Origin of the sequence: Undibacterium paludis (assembly GCF_022568815.1) — a bacterium.
In the GTDB taxonomy this organism is placed as follows: Bacteria; Pseudomonadota; Gammaproteobacteria; order Burkholderiales; family Burkholderiaceae_D; genus Undibacterium.
This window is the reverse complement of the sequence record NZ_JAKZHX010000009.1, coordinates 300,108-315,782: the sequence shown is the minus strand read 5'-3', so window position 1 is coordinate 315,782 and position 15,675 is coordinate 300,108. Positions and strand designations below refer to the sequence as shown.

The following is a 15,675-nucleotide window of genomic DNA, read 5'->3' as shown; positions in this document are numbered from 1 at the left end:
GTCAATAACGGACACTCATGTTCTAAGCTGCCTGCGATTGCTGATTAAAGTTTTCAGCAAACAAGGCAGGTGATATATTGCCAAGACGCGAGTGACGTCGTTGGCGGTTGTAAAAGCTTCGATGTATTCCTGGATAGCAGCCTGTGCATCAGTACGTGTTGCATAGTGCTGGTGATGTATGAGTTCATTTTTCAGGCTCCCCCAGAAGCTCTCCATAGGTGCATTGTCATAGCAGTTTCCTTTGCGTGACATGGATGCCTGCATGCTGCCCTGTTCAGTGTTCAGTTAAACCAAATTTCTCTGCCAGATCAGCAATTTTTTGTAAAGTCTGGCAAAGGTTTTGGTTCAGTTGAACGCTAAACTGATTATTTTTTAATCAAGCGAGTAAAAATATTATGCGCCTGATTAAATTCAAGGCAAATTATTTGCTGTAGACGAGCAATACCCTGAACACCTAAAAATGTTCAAGGTCGGCAGCTATTTTTTTTATTAGAGTGTGGCTAACGCTGCAAATCGTAACCAGTCAGCAAACCATCCCAGGCACTAAAATGCAAAACAGATTTTGGCGCTGACGTGTAAGGATCAACCCCAGTTCACACCTCAGCAGGCGTATACCCATGCAAATGCTGATGTGGCCTGATCAAGTTATACCTGGCCGTAAAATCACTCAGCAAACAGTCGAGCGCCAAACTGTTGACAGGTGTGATCAGATTCAATTTCTCCTTGAGCGTCAAAAACAAACGCTCAATCCTGCCGTTCTGCCACGGCTTGCCAGGTTCACTGAATTCCTGACGAATACCCAGCTCCTTCAAAGCCCGGCGGAATTTTTTACTGCGAAACACAGACGCATTATCTGTACGAATAATTTGGGGCTGACCAAATAATTGCATCGTCTTTTTAATATGCTCAAGTATCGTCGACGATGTCGCCAACTCTAAACGCTGCAACAAAAAATTCATCCGCGTGCCATGATCCACAATACCCAGGATGAAATGGCTTATGCCATCTTCTGTCACTTTACCCGTGCCATCTATGCACCACCGCAAATTCGCAGGACCAGGTTCCGGAAAACGATTCCGCGTCTCTTTGCGTACCGCCTCCATCTCAGAACAGTGCTTCTGTATCCAGTTATACACCGTTCCCAGACTAATCGTCATGCCCCTATGCGCATAGAGCCGATTAAACGCATGCACGATCTGGCGATAACTTTTACCTTCTGCAAATCTCTCCAGCACAAAACGCAAAACCCAGCGCGGCTTCGACTGACCTGTCCGTCTTTTTACCGGATGCCTGGGATAAAACTGCTTTACTTGTAAGAAGAGAGTAGAGGAATACGCTTGCCTATGCCAATTGAAGCTGCCAAACCAACACTGAACACGTTTCACAAAACCTGAAATCGAATGTAAAAGTATATCCAGAACCCAGCAATAATTCACGCCAAAAAAAGCATTTGCCATCCACATAAAGCAAATAAAACCCCATCAAAAAAATGACCAACGAATCGCCCTGAAATGACAGAACGTGCTTCGTTTAAATCAGCTCACTTCACGGCTTGCCCTGCCCAGAACAGATGCAGTTGCGGCCTTGCGATTTGGCGCAGTACAGGGCTTTGTCTGCGGCTTCTATCAGTTCCAGTGGGCGGTCTTGCTCTCTGACGGGTACGAAGGCGTCGATGCCTGCGCTGACGGTGACTACGCCGGCGGTGTTGCCGGTATGCTTCAGTTCCAGGTGATAGATTGCCTTGCGTATGCTTTCGGCGATCAGGGCGGCGCCAGCCAGGTCGGTGCCGGGTAGCAGGACGGCCATTTCTTCGCCGCCGTAGCGGGCACTGAGGTCGCCCGGCCTGTGCTGGCCGCCGGCCACGATTTTGCTGATTTCACGCAGGCATTCATCACCGGCGGCATGGCCGTACAGGTCGTTGTACTGCTTGAAGCAGTCGACATCGATCATGATCAGGGCCAATGGGCTGGCTGATCGCATGGCCCGGCGGAATTCGTTTTTTAATGCAATGTCAAACTGGCGTCGGTTGGCCAGGCCGGTGAGACCGTCCTGCATGGCCAGTTTTTCCAGGGTGTGGTTGAGCTGTTCGAGTGAGTTGCGTGTCTTGAGCAGTTCGGCCTCGGCTCTTACTCTCAAGCCTATTTGTCTGATCAGGCGCGAACCCAGCATGGCCAGGCCCAGGACCAGGCAGCCGACGACAATCGCGTGAGCAATGGCATTTGCTTTCCACTCTGCAAGTTCTTCGTCACGCGACAGGGCGGCAGAGACGACCAGCGGATATTGGTCCAGCTTCCGGTAACTGTTGATGCGGGTGATGCCATCCTGGCCCGAGGTGAATGTTTGTGTGCCGATTTTTGCCTTGGGAAGATAATCATGGAATAAGGGCAGTTGTGAGACATTTCTCCCCAGGGATTTTTCTTCAAATGGTCGTCTCAACAGGATGGTGCCATTTTCCAATGCAACAAAAATGGCCCCTGTCTCACCGATGTCAAATTGTTCGTAGAAGCGTTTGAAGTAATCCATGCTGATGGTTGCCAGGGCGACGCCGGCAAAACTGCCATCGCGATGGTCAAAGCGTCGTGATACGGTGACTATCCATTCGCCCGTTGATTTGCTTTTGATAGGCGGCCCTATGTGTACGCCACGGTCCACGTGGTCCCGATGGAAAATGAAATATTCCCTGTCGGAATTATTGGCGTTCTTTTTAAGTATGTCCTGTGAGTTGGTGACCCAGCGCCCCTGTTCATCATAGATAAACAGGCCATGCAGTTGCGGCAGTTCTTTGACCCGCTTGACCAGTAGGTTGTGGATGCGTTCGCGGTTACTGTCAGTAACACCGTCGACTTCCACCCGTTCTACCAGGCCGACGAGTATGGTGTCAGCCTCTTTGATTGTGCTGTAGGCATGTTGTGCGATGGAACGAGCCAGGTTTGACGCTGTCCTTTCTGTCTCGGCCAGTTGTACTTCACGTGCCCGCCAGGTGACCCAGCCCTGCACCAGGATAATGGACGCACAAACCAGGACGACAAATACCAGGGCCAGTGAGGCAATTGGCAGCTTTCTGGGGATAGGATCGGGGAGTTTTGTGTTGATGGCACTCATGGTCGTCATGGCGGATAACCTCCCAGCTAGGGCTTAGTGCAGAATTAGTGTTGTTATTTTTTTGAGAATGTAAATTAAATAACAATTATAGGATATATAATTGTTAATAAAAGGATATTTTGAAGGACGCCGTGAAAAAGTACTCAGGTAGCGTCGTTCCGTCTGGTTTGCCTCGAAGCAAGATGTGGTCAGGCCTGTCCTGGCTATTCCTGGCTATTCCTTTAGTAGACAAGCGCTATGAAAATGATTACATTGAATGATCCTGTCCGTCATGCAGTTAAGCTGGGCCTGACTTCACATGCCAGGTTTTTGTTGTCTCAGGAATAAACCACTTGTTGAGGGGGGAGTATTCATGTCTGCAAATACCAAGAAATTCCGTCTGATCACCCGTAGCGACTTTGATGGCCTGGTTTGCGCAGTCTTGCTCAAGCACCTGGATATGATTGACGATATCCTCTTTGTCCATCCGAAGGACATGCAGGACGGCAAGATTGCTGTGACTGAGCGCGACGTCAGCACCAATTTGCCTTATGTGCCAGGTATTCATCTGGCTTTTGATCATCATTTGTCTGAGACCTTGCGTAATGCTGACAATGGCAGGCAAAACCATATCATTGCACCTGATGCGCCGTCAGCGGCAAGGGTGGTATATGACTATTACGGTGGCTTGAAGGTTTTCCCGGCTTCATGGGACGGTATGATGGCGGCTGTCGATAAGGGGGACTCGGCACAATTTAATCGTGAAGAGGTGCTGAATCCGAAAGAATGGGATTTGCTGAATTTTTTGATGGATGCGCGTACCGGTCTGGGGCGGTTCCGCGAATTCAGGATATCAAATTACGCATTGATGATGGAACTGATCGATTTGTGCAAAACCCAGTCTATCAGCGAAATCATGCAAAATCCTGACGTCAAAGAGCGGGTTGACCTGTATTTTGAGCATGAAGAAAAATGCAGGGAGCAAATCCGGCGTTGTGCCACCTTGCATGACAATCTGGTCGTGCTTGATTTACGTGATGAGGCAACGATTTTTGCCGGTAACCGTTTTTTGATCTATGCCTTGTTCCCTGAGACTAATATTTCCATCCACGTTTTGTGGGGGCTGAAGAATCAGAATACGGTTTTTGCGACCGGCAAGTCTATCCTGAACCGTACATCAAAGACCAATATCGGCCCGTTGATGCTGGAGTATGGTGGTGGCGGTCACGAAAATGCCGGCACCTGCCAGGTGCCGAATGAAAAGGCGGCGGAAACCCTGGCTGCACTGATTGCCCGCATTAATCTGGATGGCTAGTGGACTGTCACAGTGAAAAGCGAAGTGCCTGCCATGTGCTCGACGATCATGGCGGCGTTGCAAATACGCGCGATAGCCCCGCTATCGCTGTGTTTATTTGTCAAAACCTTGCCTTGCCCTGATTCACCGGGCACATGTCTTTCACTTCCGCTTTCACTGTGACAGTCCACTAGCCGGATTACCTCAAAATTCTATGGTGATACCTTTGGGCAGGAATTTGGCGTACCTGTCCAAAGAGTTGGCAATGTCAGATGCGGCGATGGTGTAATGAAAATCTTCGGCAGTCTCGGCAGTTTTGATTGCGCCAAAACGTTCATGAAACTTCCAGACGGATTCATTGGCTTTTCTGACCTCAAAATGGGCTTGCCTGAAGCCCAGTGCCAGGGCGTAGTGGTACACCATCAGGGCCGATTCGATGGCGCTGCTGCTTGGGGCGCCTGCCTGCAATATCCATGACCCCCAGCAGAAAGAATCGCCTTGTCTGTCATACAGGCGCACTGTGCCTATGGGTTCCCGCTTACTGTTCTCGATGATGAAATAAACCTGTCTGTCATCTTGTGCATAATTGTCCAGCCACAGTCTTTGCTGTGCCACGTCTGTTGAGGTCTGGGATATATATCTGGCTTTTTGCTCATTGGTGCGCAAGGCAACAATGAAGGCTGCATCGTCTGCCACTGCATCGCGAAATGCCAGTTTGTGGCCGCCGATTTTTTTGGCCTTCAGGTAAGCGGGCCTGTCCTTGATGCCTTTGGCGCTGAATTGCTTTTCGATATCTGCAGATAAATTGGCAGACGAAGCAGGGACGATTGCTGATGCAGGTGTTGCTGTGGACATGGCTGTGCCGTCAAATGTTGTCGTAGACGTGGATTTTACTTTGCCGTTTGCCCGACGTACAGGCAAACGGCAAGCAGCCGTTCTGGTGATGTTTATTTGTTCAGGATGGGGACAGCATTGAGAGTAATGTTTTTGTAATAAATATGGCTGGTGGATTCAAATCCGGAATCAATGCCAAACAAGAGCCATAAGCTGCCGTCAGCACCTGTGGTGACATTCAGGGGTGTCTGATTACTGAGTTTTTTCTCCATATACGGTGCTTTGCCGCAATCATTGCTGGTATTGCCTATGGTGCCCAGTACCTGGGCATATTTACCTGACCCGGCCTGGCCGCCACGGTCGATGTTCATGGTGTACTGGTCACCCTGTTGTACGGTCAATGGTTCGGTCGGCGAGGCACCGCCAAAGAACCAGACGCTTTCGCCGGGCGAGCCGCCCACGCCAAAACAGCCGGTGGCCACATTGCTGACGATGGTCGCCTGAAAACTTAGGGCATATTGCGTATTTGGGGCAAAGCCCAGATATTTTTTCTTGATGTAGATGAACAAATCATCACTGCGGTTGGTCCCATAGGTGTACAGACCTTTGCCTGACAGGGGGGCGGGCAGTGTGCGGTATTCGGTAACGATGTCTGTCGGCTTGGTGTCGGTGGTAAAGTCAGATGTGCCTGATACCCAGCCGGCAGGTTCGGTGCCGAAGTCAACGTTGACCTGCACCGGGACCGGTTGGGGGGTAAAGTCACTGCTGCCGCCACAGGCGCTCAAGATCAGTGCAGTGATGAGGGACAGGGGGAGCAACTGGCGAAAGGATAGACGGTTGGATTGCATGTTGTAGACCCGGTATACGTTGGGGATGTGCCATCGCAGCGATGGCCTGCCCCAGGTTATGAATTAAAATTGAGTGGGGCAGAGCATAGCGGTCCGACCGTACCAAGTCCTTCCCGAAATGTCCGATATTTGTCTGCAATTTGTAAGTTCTGCTATAGAGGGGAATTGTCTGAAAATTGTAAGTTGGGGAAAACTGTCCGGTATTTTGTGCAAATTTTTGCCATGCTCCACTACAATGCGGGCAAAAAGGAGATAAGCCATGTTTCGTGTAATGCTGGTAGAGGACGATGCCAAACTGGCGGCATTGGTTGTCGAATACCTCAGTGAGTATGAATTTACGATAGATGTCGTCAGTCGTGGTGACGCTGCCCTCAGCTATTTTCAACAGACCAATCCCGATATTGTTGTGCTTGACCTGATGTTGCCAGGCATGGATGGCATGGTCGTGTGTCGCCAGTTGCGCGCCATCAGCCCCGTGCCTATCCTGATATTGACGGCGCGGGAAGATGCTTTTGATGAAGTATCCGGACTGGAGCAGGGAGCTGACGATTATGTCAACAAGCCGGTACAGCCAAGGATTTTGTTGGCCCGCCTGCGGGCCCTGTTGCGCAGGGTGAAGGAGGCGCCGGTCAGCGAGACGGATGATCTGGTGTTTGGTGCATTCCGTTTGTGTCGCAGTGACCGTACTGTGTCCTGGCGTGACCAGGAAGTTGATCTCAACAGTGCTGAATTCAAGCTCTTGCTGGTGTTGGCAGAAGCCGCTGGCAAAGTCTTGTCGCGTAACGATATTTTGATACAGATGCGCGGTATAGAATTTGATGGACTGGACCGCAGCATAGACAATAAAATTTCTCGTTTGCGGCGAAAATTTGATGATGCTCAAGCCGATAAAATCAAGACGGTGTGGGGTGAGGGCTATCTGTTCAGCCCGTCAGCCTGGGATTAGGTGATGAATCGCCTGTTTCTGCGATTTTTTACCCTGGTGATGCTGTCCATCAGCGTTGCCACCATTGCCATCTATCTGGTCATCAGCATGTTCTTTGGCGACCCTTTTGATGAGGTGGCAGAGCAACAGGCTTCCGGCCAGATACTTCTGTTGAGTGAATATGTCGACCAGGCCGGGCCCGATGAATGGCTGCCACGCCTGAACAAGCTCAGGGAAATTACCCACGCCCGCTTTGACCTGATTCCTTTGCAAACTGCAAAGGAAACGCTCAATGCCAGCCGTCAGGCGCAATTGCTGCGCGGCGAAGTGGTGATCAACGTCGCAGACAAGTCTTTTTATCGACGGGTGGACCTGAAAGGTGAGCGCTATATAGGTAGTGATGAAGACGTCATCCTTGCGCAGGATCTGCCTATTGATGTCGCACCGGTACTGAAGACGGAAGTGCTGCGTTATATCATCGTTGCAGTATGCCTGTTGATCCCTATCGCGCTGTGGTCAAGTTCGCATTGGCGTGGTTTGCAGGCACTGGAAAAGGTGGCCGATGAATTTGGCGCAGGTCATTTGAAGGTCAGGGCACAGACCAGTGAACGCGACAGCATTCACCCCCTGGCGCAGCGCATGAACCAGATGGCAGAGCGCATAGAGGAGCTGCTCGATGCGCAAAGAAACCTGTTGCACTCAGTCTCACATGAGTTACGTACGCCCATAGCCAGGCTGGAATTTGCCCTGGAGTTGTTGCGCAATGCAGCCAAAAATCCCCTGCTGGAGCCGCGCCTGCAAGCCATGGGGGCTGATATTACAGAGTTGAATACCATGGTTAGCGAATTGCTGGATCTGGGCAAGCTGGATCAGGCAGCCCCCTTGCAGGCCAGTGAATTTTCTTTGGGTACCTGCCTGCAAGACTGTGTCGACGGCTTGCAGCATGTATTGCAGGAGCATCAGGTAAAAACTGTATTGCCCGCTGATCTGGGGATGATGGTTGGTGATCCGCGCCTGTTGGCCAGGGCGGTCAGTAATTTGTTGCGCAATGCAGCCAAATACACCAATGACAGTATATGGTTGAGCGCTTGTCGCATTCCAGGAGTGGGTATGGAAATTAGTCTGGAGGATGATGGCCCAGGCATACCAGAAGATGAGCGCGAACGTATTTTCGAGCCATTCTATCGCCTGGACCGCAGTCGCGACCGCAATACGGGTGGCTTTGGATTGGGATTGGCTATCGCTCAAAAAGCCGTGCAGGCGCATGGCGGCAGGATTAGTGTGGCGCAAGGTGAATATGGTGGCGCCAGATTCACTATCTTCTTGCCTGCCGGCCTGGCTACAAATTGATGACATTTGCGCGACAAGTCAGGGAAGACTCGTCTGCTTCATTTCTCTAAGATGTTGATTCATGGTGGCCGCAGTTTCAAATACAGTGTTTTACATTGATGCCGGGTAGGTAGTATTACAGGATCAGTCAGTTGATTTGCCAGGCAATTTGCAAACAATAGGCAAAAAATATAACGCAGCTTATTTACAGGTTAACTAGAGCGGACATCGTGTACAAGAAATTTCTTGAAAAAGTCTATCGGCCTTTGTGGCGCTGGCTCTTGAACGATGTCGACAAGCTGGTAATTGCCAACCCTGAATGTTTGCCTGCCAATAGCATCCAGAGTCATCGCGGCAGGGTCGGGGCTACCGCTTATGGAGTTGACGTAGGCAGATACCCTGAAGCCAGGGATGAATTGATTGTCAAATGGCAGCAGCGCTTTGATCGACGTTTCTATTTGTTTGTCGGTGGGTTGCTATATCGCAGAGGCTTGCATACCTTGTTGGAGGCCTTGACCGGCACTGACATGATGTTGGTAATAGTCGGTCAGGGGCCAGAAGAACAGGCCTTGAAACAGCAGGCCCTGGAACTTGGGCTGGACAACGTCCACTTTCTTGGTTCTTTGCCTGAAGAAGACAAACTGGCTTTGTTGAGCCTGTGTTATGGACTGGTATTTCCCGCCAATAAGCGTAAGGACGGGGTTTCTTTTTTGGAAGCGGCGATATTTGGCCGGCCAGTGATTTACTGTGAATCAGACACAGGTGGCAGGTACCTTGATATTGCGGTAGAGGCGGGCCTGGTGGTCGTACCTGAAGATGTACTGGCGTTGCGCGGTGCCATGGCGCGACTGTGGAATTATCCCTGCCTGGCTTTGCAAATGGGGAAACTTGCGCAGAGGCGGGTTCAAACTTTGTTTGCCGCCGACATGATGGCGAAAAATTATGTGCGTTTATATGTTGATGTGATTTCAGGTAATGCAATGACTCCCTGAATTTGGCTTAATGGAGAGGCAGGCTTGTGCGGTATGTGGTGCTGCACAATCTGCAGTCAGAAAACTAGAAAACAATATGTATCTGGCCTGCCAGGAGTTGACATTGTGAAAGTGGTAATAAATGTCTATGATGCGGTTTCCTCATTCCCTTACACGATTGAAACCAGCTTGTTTTATGTGTTGTAATCAGGATGGGTATACCGACGACTTAAATTTATTCAGAATGAAATCCATTTCCTTAATTCTTCTATTAGGTAGTACGCAAATCGCTTTTGCGCAGACCCCGGCTGCCAGCATGTTGCCGGACGGCAGTACCGATACCTATCTTGGTCTGGGGGTGCTGTCTGAACCCAGCTGTGAACTTGGTGGCGAACAAAAAACCAGGATCATGCCAAATGTGCAAATGCAGTGGAGCAACGGCGTATTCCTGCGCAATACCAACCTGGGTATGCACTTTAGCAAGTCTAGTGAAATGGAGTATGGTCCTTTGCTGGCGTATCAGCGTGGTTGCAGTTCTTCTGCGGCACGCAAACTGGCCGGTTTCGGGGATATTGACGGCAGTTTCCAGCTGGGCGGGTTTTTCAATGTTTACCCGCGCGCCAATCTGCGTTTGAGTAGCAAATTGCTGTTTGGTACAGGTGCCGGGAAAAATACGAACTATCTGAATCTGGAGGCCCGCAGCTACCATAAGCTGGCCAGTCATCACGGTATGGCCCTGTCGGCAGGTTTTACCTGGAGCAAACGGTTTTATGATGCCAGCGGCTCCAGTTTTGATCCTGAAACAACAGCTTTGTCGAATCCTGGTTTTGCTGTGACCAACTGCAGTCCCTGTGATGGTGCAAGCAAGGCCCTGAAACCTGTCGTGAACACTAATGCCGATGTGAGGAATGTTTATCTGGGATTGAACTGGAATTGGGAGTTCAGTTCTTCATGGTTGTTGACTTCGCATATTACTGCTTCTCATCAGCTCAATACCGACAAAGACAGTTTATGGTTGGGCAAGCGTGATTATGTGACCGTTTATTCCGGTTTGGCATATCGATTTTAATTTGTATATAAAAGCATGAAGATGAAGTATTCCACCATTTTTGCCATGATGCTGCTTGCATCGGGACTGACATGTGCGCAGACAAATAGCGCAGATACGGTCCCGAAGTCAGCGGATGCTGGCAAAAAGGCGGATGTTACCTGGGTTAGCTATCGTAACGCCTACAAGGCGATGATACAGTTTGAAAAATATGGCAAACCCAAACACTTCATACAAAATCATTTCCAGGTAGTTTCTAAAACCAGCCAGCCCTTGCCTGATGACTTGCAATTGATCCTGGTCAGCAAGAGCATGCGTCTGAGTTTGCCGCTCGATGCGGTCGGGCGCGCCAGCTTTCCCTTGCTCAAGGCAGCTTATGATGAAAATGCTGAGTTGATGTTGAACCAGGCTGTGACCCAGGTGGATTTTCAGGGGCGGATATCCATCGTGCCCCGGGCTGACGGTGTATACGATATGGCTGACTTGCGTACAGCTTGTGAGCAGGCGCAGACTTATCTTAAAACTGTTGGTGACGCCAGGGTGAATGGGAAATCTTGTGTAGGTGTGCGTTTTTCTTTCCCCAAAAACCTGAAGCAGGCAGGCATCAGTTTTCGTGGTGCAGACTTGCATGTTCATGTCTTGCTTGTCCAGGAGGCGGCAGCTTTTCCTGATGAGAGTTCAAAGGCCTATAAAACAGCAAGCCTGAAGTTCAATGAATGGCCAGAGAAGGGGCAGATACTGGCGCAGCAAATGCCACTGGCTATTGCCCCGGTATTTGAGTAAGGCAGAACCAGATTTTGGCCCTGCAGGCGACTTAAGACGAGCACCAATTGCCTTACCAGCGACGCCAGTGATGGTAGCCACCACCCCAGCGTGGGCCAACGTCAATTATAACGGGTGCTGGCCTGACATAGACATTGGGGCCACCATAACCATAGCCATACCCTGGAGCTGGTGCGACGACGCAACCAGACAGGGCAAGAGTTGAAACGGCCAGAGCCAGGGAAATTAAAAGTTTGATACGCACGATAGCCTCCTGTTAAAGCAGCTATACCTACAATGCCTGAACCTGTTTTCGGTTGACACTTACAGTGTAAATCTCTGTTTCCATTGTTTCAAAAATTTATTTGTAAGAGTTTTCAGGGCTTGTAAAGCCTGGTTGTGGCAAGGCTGCTGCAGTCAGCTTTGCTTGCTCCCCCGGAACTTAGCACCATGTGGTATGGTCTCAGGCTTATTATCTACGACTATTGCCACAATAATATCTATATGCGAGTGAACCGCCTTACTTTACGCCCGACAATCTTGTCCATGGCGATCCTGGCAACTTTTAGCCAGTCTTCATATGCTCAGACAGTTGATCCTTCAAGGTCAGAAACGACTGAAAAAAAAGCAGAAAAACCGACAGCCAAGGCAGCTGAGAAAACCGACCCCAAGGCTCTGGAGTCAAAAATGCAAAAGGTGGAAGTGCAGGGTGCGCGCAATTATGATGAGCGCCGCCAGGACACGGCCACCAAAATTGTCGTGACGCAGGAAGATATCGTACGCTATGGCGATACAACCGTTGGTGAGGTATTGAAACGTTTGCCTGGCGTGACCATGGGTGGTGTACAGGGGCGTGGCGGCGATATCCGTATGCGCGGATTAGGCGCGGGCTATACCCAGATCATGTTGAATGGTGAGCCAAGCCCGCCAGGCTTTTCGCTGGATTCCCTGTCTCCTGACATGATAGAGAGGATAGAAGTCATTCGTGCTGCGACGGCAGAATTGAGCACGCAATCTATTGCCGGGTCCATCAATATCGTCCTGAAGAAAAGTGTGCAGACAGCACAAAGAGAGCTGAAGGCGGGCCTGTTTGAAGATGGTGGCAAGTATGGCGGCAACCTCAATTACCAGGTTTCGGATAAGGCTGGCCGCATGTCTTATTCAGTTTCTGGCAACCTCAATCATGGCCAGTATGAGCGTCCGAGTTATATCGACGAAGTCAGGACTGACGCAGCTGGCAATACCCAGCGCGGACATACCGATATACTGGGCTGGGGTACGTTTAACAATGTCGGATTTTCACCGCGCATTAACTGGAGTTTTGAGAATGGCGATACACTGACGACGCAAAGTTTCGTCAATGCCAGCCGTTTTGTTGGTCACAATCGTGAATTGTCGACTGGTGCGCTCAATATTTATGCGAGTGACCTTCAGCAGATTCAGTCGAACTCCGCCATGTTCCGCACCAATCTGAACTGGATACACAAGCTGGCTGATAGCGCCAAGCTGGACGTCAAGCTCGGCGTCAATTACAACAAGCGTAATACTGATGTCGGGCTGGCAGGTTATGACCCAAGTAGTGCCCAGATACTGGATCGCAAGTCTACTTCTGGTGGTACGGACAAGGGTTTGACCATGGCTGGCAAGTACAGCGCGCCATATGTCGAAAATCATTCTTTTGTCTTTGGTTGGGATGGCGCTTATAGCAAACGTAGCGAAACCCGCGAACAAGCAGACGTGGTTTATGTGACTGAATTGCAAAAAATCCCCTTGAAGCCTATCCAGTTGAATGAGGACTTTGATGCAGATGTGACCCGCCTGGCCCTGTTCGCCCAGGATGAGTGGAATGTCACCAAGCAATGGTCCGTCTATGGTGGTTTGCGCTGGGAGGGGCTTGATACCCGCAGCAAGGGGAATACTTATAGCGAAGTGCATAACAAGTCCAGCGTCTGGAGTCCGATATTGCAGACTCTGTACAAGCTGCCAGACAGTAAGAATGATCAGGTCAGGCTTGGTATCACACGTACCTACAAGGCGCCGGACACCAGCCGCCTGATACCGCGCCGCTTTATTTCAAATAATAACAGCGCCACCAGTCCTGATTACACAGGCAACCCCAACCTCAAGCCGGAACTGGCCTGGGGCCTGGATATGGCATATGAACATTACCTGCCAGGTGGTGGCATGCTCAGCGCCAGCGTGTATGTGCGCAAGATAGACAATATCGTGCTCTCCACCGTGTCCCAGGAAGCCAATGGAACCTGGGTCAGCATGCCGGTTAACGCCGGCCAGGCCACCACCAAGGGCATAGAACTGGAAGCCAAGTTGCCTTTGCGCGCCTTGATGGCGGAGGCGCCGGCAATTGATTTCAGGGCTAATCTGTCTTTCAACTGGTCTGACCTGAATTCAGTGCCCGGCCCGAATAACCGGCTTGACTCACAGACCCCGATCAGTGCCAATCTCGGCATTGATTACAAGCTTGACAAACTGCCTTTGACCATAGGTGGTAATGCCAGTTTCCAGGATGGTGGTCCGGTACGTATTTCGGTAGCGCAAAGCAGTTACTCTGTTCCAAAGCGTGTGCTCGACCTGTATGCCTTGTGGAAGTTTGACGCAAAAACCAATGTGCGTGCATCCTTGGGCAACACCCTTCATCAGGACAATATCAGCGCCAGCTCTTATGTTGACAGTAAGGGTTCCAGTTATCAAACTAATACGACGCCAACAACGACAACCTTCCGCGTCATGCTTGAGCATAAGTTCTGAAAGTAAAAAGGGTTCCGCTGGAACCCTTTTTTTACGCTAATGAGAACTCGAGCCAATTTGGGCAAGCAGGCCTATTTGCTGTCAGTGACCCTGGGGCGGCAATAGGGAGGCAAATTTGATAATGGAATTGTAGTGTTGTCTATCCCTTTTACCGTCATTTTTTCAGGAACAGGTCCCTTCGAACAAACCCAGGCGACTGGCACTACTGGAGCATCTTCAACCACTGCTGGGCGTAAAGTCAGTACTTTGCCTTTGAGTACACCATTCACATTATTTCCAAAAGTTATATTAACTGCTCCGTCCTGTATTGCAACAGAACTTACAACATTGCTGACTATTTTGTCGGCAACAGGTATTTCTGCAGCGAGATTATCAGCAGGGAATTTTTGTTTGGACAGCCAAGATGTTTCAACCGGTTTTTTTGCGATATCAGCAAATTTTACTCCCGCTTCCAACTGTTCCTTGATGATTTTAAACATATAAGAAGGTATAGCGATGGAGGACAGGATAGCTATGATGGCTATGACTACCATCATTTCAATGATCGTAAATCCTGAAGTTTTTTTCATAAGGTAAGTCTTTTGTCCATTGTCTGATTCTTAGGAATATAACGGATAAACCTGGCTTATCACAATCTAAATCATTGATAATGCAATCAAACTACTTCTTTTGCGTACAATGAATGACCCTTTCCCCTTATTTGGTTTCAGTACAAGCCTGCTGGAATTGATTTCTTTTGCTCTATCTGTAGTCACTGTTGCCTTAAATATACGGCAACTGCATTGGAGCTGGTTATTTTCTATTTTGTCTTCAGCCTTGTATGCGATTGTATTTTTTGATGCCAGATTATATGGTGACATGGGGTTGCAATTTGTTTTTATTCTGGTTTCTGTGTGGGGGTGGGTGAACTGGTTGCGTGGCAATGATCAGTATGAGAGGTTGCAGGTAACATTGCTGAGCAGCCACGATAGATTCGGGTTTCTCGGGATCATGGTGATTGCATTTGTAGTGCTGTCCTGGTTCCTGAAAACCTTTACTGACACGGATGTGCCTTATGCTGACGGTTTTCTGACAGCAGGCAGTTTGTTGGGGCAGGTGTTGTTAAGCCGTAAAAAACTGGAAAACTGGCATGTCTGGATAGTTGTTGATGTCTTGTATGTCGCCCTGTATATCTACAAAGGCTTGATGCTGACAGCTATTTTGTATGCCATCTTTGTTGTGATGGCGATCATGGGCCTGCGTGCCTGGAGTAAAACATGCCTACAGTAAACCGTGTCGTTATTCTTGGTGCTGAGTCCTCAGGAAAGTCGGTATTGGCCGAAGCACTGGCAAAGCAGTACCAGACAGTATGGGTGCCGGAGTACCTGCGTGAATTTGTCGAAACCCGGCAGCGGGTACCGCAGCAGCAGGAGCAGATACTGATTGCCAAGGCGCAGGTCCAGCGCGAATCCGAATTACTGGCGCAAGCCAGCCAATGGCTGTTTTGCGATACTGGGCCGATGATGACAGCAATCTACAGCCGCCATTATTTTGGCGAGCCTGATGCTGAACTGGCAGAGCTGGAGCAGTCGCATGGCTATGACTTCACCATCGTCACTGCACCGGATTTTCCCTGGCAGTCCGACGGCCTGCAACGTGAATCTGCGGCCGTGCGTGATCACATTCATGAGCAGGTGCTGAACCTGCTTGATGAGCGGGAAATCCCGTTCCTGCTGGTAGAAGGCAGCCTCCAGGCCAGGGTGGAGCAGGTGCAGTTTGCCCTGTCATTCCTGCTCGGTTAGTGGTGATTGCATTTCGGGCGCAGATATTTACTGAGG

At 49.9% G+C, this 15,675-nt stretch carries 15 protein-coding genes and 1 pseudogene; 9 read left to right on the top strand and 7 right to left on the bottom strand.

The window, feature by feature from the left end; translation table 11 throughout:
- Positions 1 to 22: 22 nt before the first annotated feature.
- From LZ463_RS17330 to LZ463_RS17320, 3 genes and pseudogenes are all read right to left on the bottom strand, one after another.
- Positions 23 to 273: pseudogene (locus tag LZ463_RS17330) on the bottom strand (integrase core domain-containing protein); the annotation flags it as partial.
- A 320-nt stretch (positions 274 to 593) separates the two neighbouring features.
- Complete coding sequence (locus LZ463_RS17325; protein WP_241457050.1) at positions 594 to 1,463, bottom strand: integrase core domain-containing protein; 870 nt, start codon at positions 1,461 to 1,463, stop codon at positions 594 to 596.
- An 82-nt stretch (positions 1,464 to 1,545) separates the two neighbouring features.
- The gene (locus tag LZ463_RS17320) at positions 1,546 to 3,111 is read right to left on the bottom strand and encodes a sensor domain-containing diguanylate cyclase (RefSeq protein WP_347176279.1); all 1,566 of its coding nucleotides are present in this window, start codon (positions 3,109 to 3,111) and stop codon (positions 1,546 to 1,548) included.
- 343 nt (positions 3,112 to 3,454) lie between these two features.
- On the opposite strand from LZ463_RS17320, the gene LZ463_RS17315 reads away from it, so the two are divergent.
- Positions 3,455 to 4,396 (top strand): exopolyphosphatase, encoded by a 942-nt coding sequence (locus LZ463_RS17315; protein ID WP_241457049.1) that lies wholly within the window; start codon positions 3,455 to 3,457, stop codon positions 4,394 to 4,396.
- A gap of 183 nt (positions 4,397 to 4,579) precedes the next feature.
- On the opposite strand, the gene LZ463_RS17310 is transcribed toward LZ463_RS17315, so the two are convergent.
- Together LZ463_RS17310 and LZ463_RS17305 are read right to left on the bottom strand one after the other, a co-directional pair.
- Positions 4,580 to 5,230, bottom strand: coding sequence for a GNAT family N-acetyltransferase (locus tag LZ463_RS17310; protein WP_241457048.1), 651 nt, complete (start codon positions 5,228 to 5,230; stop codon positions 4,580 to 4,582).
- Between the two features lie 92 nt (positions 5,231 to 5,322).
- Positions 5,323 to 6,057 carry a hypothetical protein gene (locus LZ463_RS17305; protein ID WP_241457047.1) on the bottom strand — a complete coding sequence of 245 codons (735 nt, stop codon included), beginning with the start codon at positions 6,055 to 6,057 and terminating at the stop codon, positions 5,323 to 5,325.
- A 259-nt stretch (positions 6,058 to 6,316) separates the two neighbouring features.
- On the opposite strand from LZ463_RS17305, the gene LZ463_RS17300 reads away from it, so the two are divergent.
- The 5 genes from LZ463_RS17300 (at position 6,317) to LZ463_RS17280 (ending at position 11,113) form a co-directional block, all read left to right on the top strand.
- The gene (locus tag LZ463_RS17300) at positions 6,317 to 7,003 is read left to right on the top strand and encodes a response regulator (RefSeq protein WP_241457046.1); all 687 of its coding nucleotides are present in this window, start codon (positions 6,317 to 6,319) and stop codon (positions 7,001 to 7,003) included.
- Between the two features lie 3 nt (positions 7,004 to 7,006).
- On the top strand, positions 7,007 to 8,332 hold the full coding sequence (locus LZ463_RS17295) for an ATP-binding protein (protein ID WP_241457045.1): 1,326 nt from the start codon (positions 7,007 to 7,009) through the stop codon (positions 8,330 to 8,332).
- Positions 8,333 to 8,541: 209 nt separating this feature from the next.
- A complete protein-coding gene (locus LZ463_RS17290) occupies positions 8,542 to 9,303 on the top strand; it encodes a glycosyltransferase (protein WP_241457044.1) in 762 nt (253 codons plus the stop codon).
- A gap of 223 nt (positions 9,304 to 9,526) precedes the next feature.
- On the top strand, positions 9,527 to 10,351 hold the full coding sequence (locus LZ463_RS17285; RefSeq protein WP_241457043.1) for a MipA/OmpV family protein: 825 nt from the start codon (positions 9,527 to 9,529) through the stop codon (positions 10,349 to 10,351).
- Between the two features lie 15 nt (positions 10,352 to 10,366).
- A complete protein-coding gene (locus LZ463_RS17280; protein ID WP_241457042.1) occupies positions 10,367 to 11,113 on the top strand; it encodes a hypothetical protein in 747 nt (248 codons plus the stop codon).
- A gap of 52 nt (positions 11,114 to 11,165) precedes the next feature.
- Here LZ463_RS17280 and LZ463_RS17275 read toward each other — a convergent pair whose 3' ends face one another.
- On the bottom strand, positions 11,166 to 11,357 hold the full coding sequence (locus LZ463_RS17275; RefSeq protein ID WP_241457041.1) for a hypothetical protein: 192 nt from the start codon (positions 11,355 to 11,357) through the stop codon (positions 11,166 to 11,168).
- 281 nt (positions 11,358 to 11,638) lie between these two features.
- Between LZ463_RS17275 and LZ463_RS17270 the strand changes: the two genes are divergently transcribed.
- Positions 11,639 to 13,858, top strand: coding sequence for a TonB-dependent receptor plug domain-containing protein (locus LZ463_RS17270; protein WP_241457040.1), 2,220 nt, complete (start codon positions 11,639 to 11,641; stop codon positions 13,856 to 13,858).
- Positions 13,859 to 13,929: 71 nt separating this feature from the next.
- On the opposite strand, the gene LZ463_RS17265 is transcribed toward LZ463_RS17270, so the two are convergent.
- Complete coding sequence (locus LZ463_RS17265; protein WP_277624075.1) at positions 13,930 to 14,427, bottom strand: pilin; 498 nt, start codon at positions 14,425 to 14,427, stop codon at positions 13,930 to 13,932.
- A 109-nt stretch (positions 14,428 to 14,536) separates the two neighbouring features.
- On the opposite strand from LZ463_RS17265, the gene pnuC reads away from it, so the two are divergent.
- Together pnuC and LZ463_RS17250 are read left to right on the top strand one after the other, a co-directional pair.
- A complete protein-coding gene (gene pnuC, locus LZ463_RS17255) occupies positions 14,537 to 15,127 on the top strand; it encodes a nicotinamide riboside transporter PnuC (RefSeq protein ID WP_241457039.1) in 591 nt (196 codons plus the stop codon).
- Complete coding sequence (locus LZ463_RS17250) at positions 15,115 to 15,639, top strand: AAA family ATPase (RefSeq protein WP_241457038.1); 525 nt, start codon at positions 15,115 to 15,117, stop codon at positions 15,637 to 15,639. Before pnuC ends, LZ463_RS17250 begins: the two co-directional genes overlap by 13 nt.
- The last annotated feature ends 36 nt before the right edge of the window (positions 15,640 to 15,675 follow it).

Coding starts and splice junctions, on each gene's coding strand:
- LZ463_RS17325 (WP_241457050.1), bottom strand. CDS start 1,463: ATGTGGATGGCAAATGCTTTTTTTGGCGTGAATTATTGCTGGGTTCTG.
- LZ463_RS17320 (WP_347176279.1), bottom strand. CDS start 3,111: ATGACGACCATGAGTGCCATCAACACAAAACTCCCCGATCCTATCCCC.
- LZ463_RS17315 (WP_241457049.1), top strand. CDS start 3,455: ATGTCTGCAAATACCAAGAAATTCCGTCTGATCACCCGTAGCGACTTT.
- LZ463_RS17310 (WP_241457048.1), bottom strand. CDS start 5,230: ATGTCCACAGCAACACCTGCATCAGCAATCGTCCCTGCTTCGTCTGCC.
- LZ463_RS17305 (WP_241457047.1), bottom strand. CDS start 6,057: ATGCAATCCAACCGTCTATCCTTTCGCCAGTTGCTCCCCCTGTCCCTC.
- LZ463_RS17300 (WP_241457046.1), top strand. CDS start 6,317: ATGTTTCGTGTAATGCTGGTAGAGGACGATGCCAAACTGGCGGCATTG.
- LZ463_RS17295 (WP_241457045.1), top strand. CDS start 7,007: ATGAATCGCCTGTTTCTGCGATTTTTTACCCTGGTGATGCTGTCCATC.
- LZ463_RS17285 (WP_241457043.1), top strand. CDS start 9,527: ATGAAATCCATTTCCTTAATTCTTCTATTAGGTAGTACGCAAATCGCT.
- LZ463_RS17280 (WP_241457042.1), top strand. CDS start 10,367: ATGAAGATGAAGTATTCCACCATTTTTGCCATGATGCTGCTTGCATCG.
- LZ463_RS17270 (WP_241457040.1), top strand. CDS start 11,639: ATGGCGATCCTGGCAACTTTTAGCCAGTCTTCATATGCTCAGACAGTT.
- LZ463_RS17265 (WP_277624075.1), bottom strand. CDS start 14,427: ATGAAAAAAACTTCAGGATTTACGATCATTGAAATGATGGTAGTCATA.
- pnuC (WP_241457039.1), top strand. CDS start 14,537: ATGAATGACCCTTTCCCCTTATTTGGTTTCAGTACAAGCCTGCTGGAA.
- LZ463_RS17250 (WP_241457038.1), top strand. CDS start 15,115: ATGCCTACAGTAAACCGTGTCGTTATTCTTGGTGCTGAGTCCTCAGGA.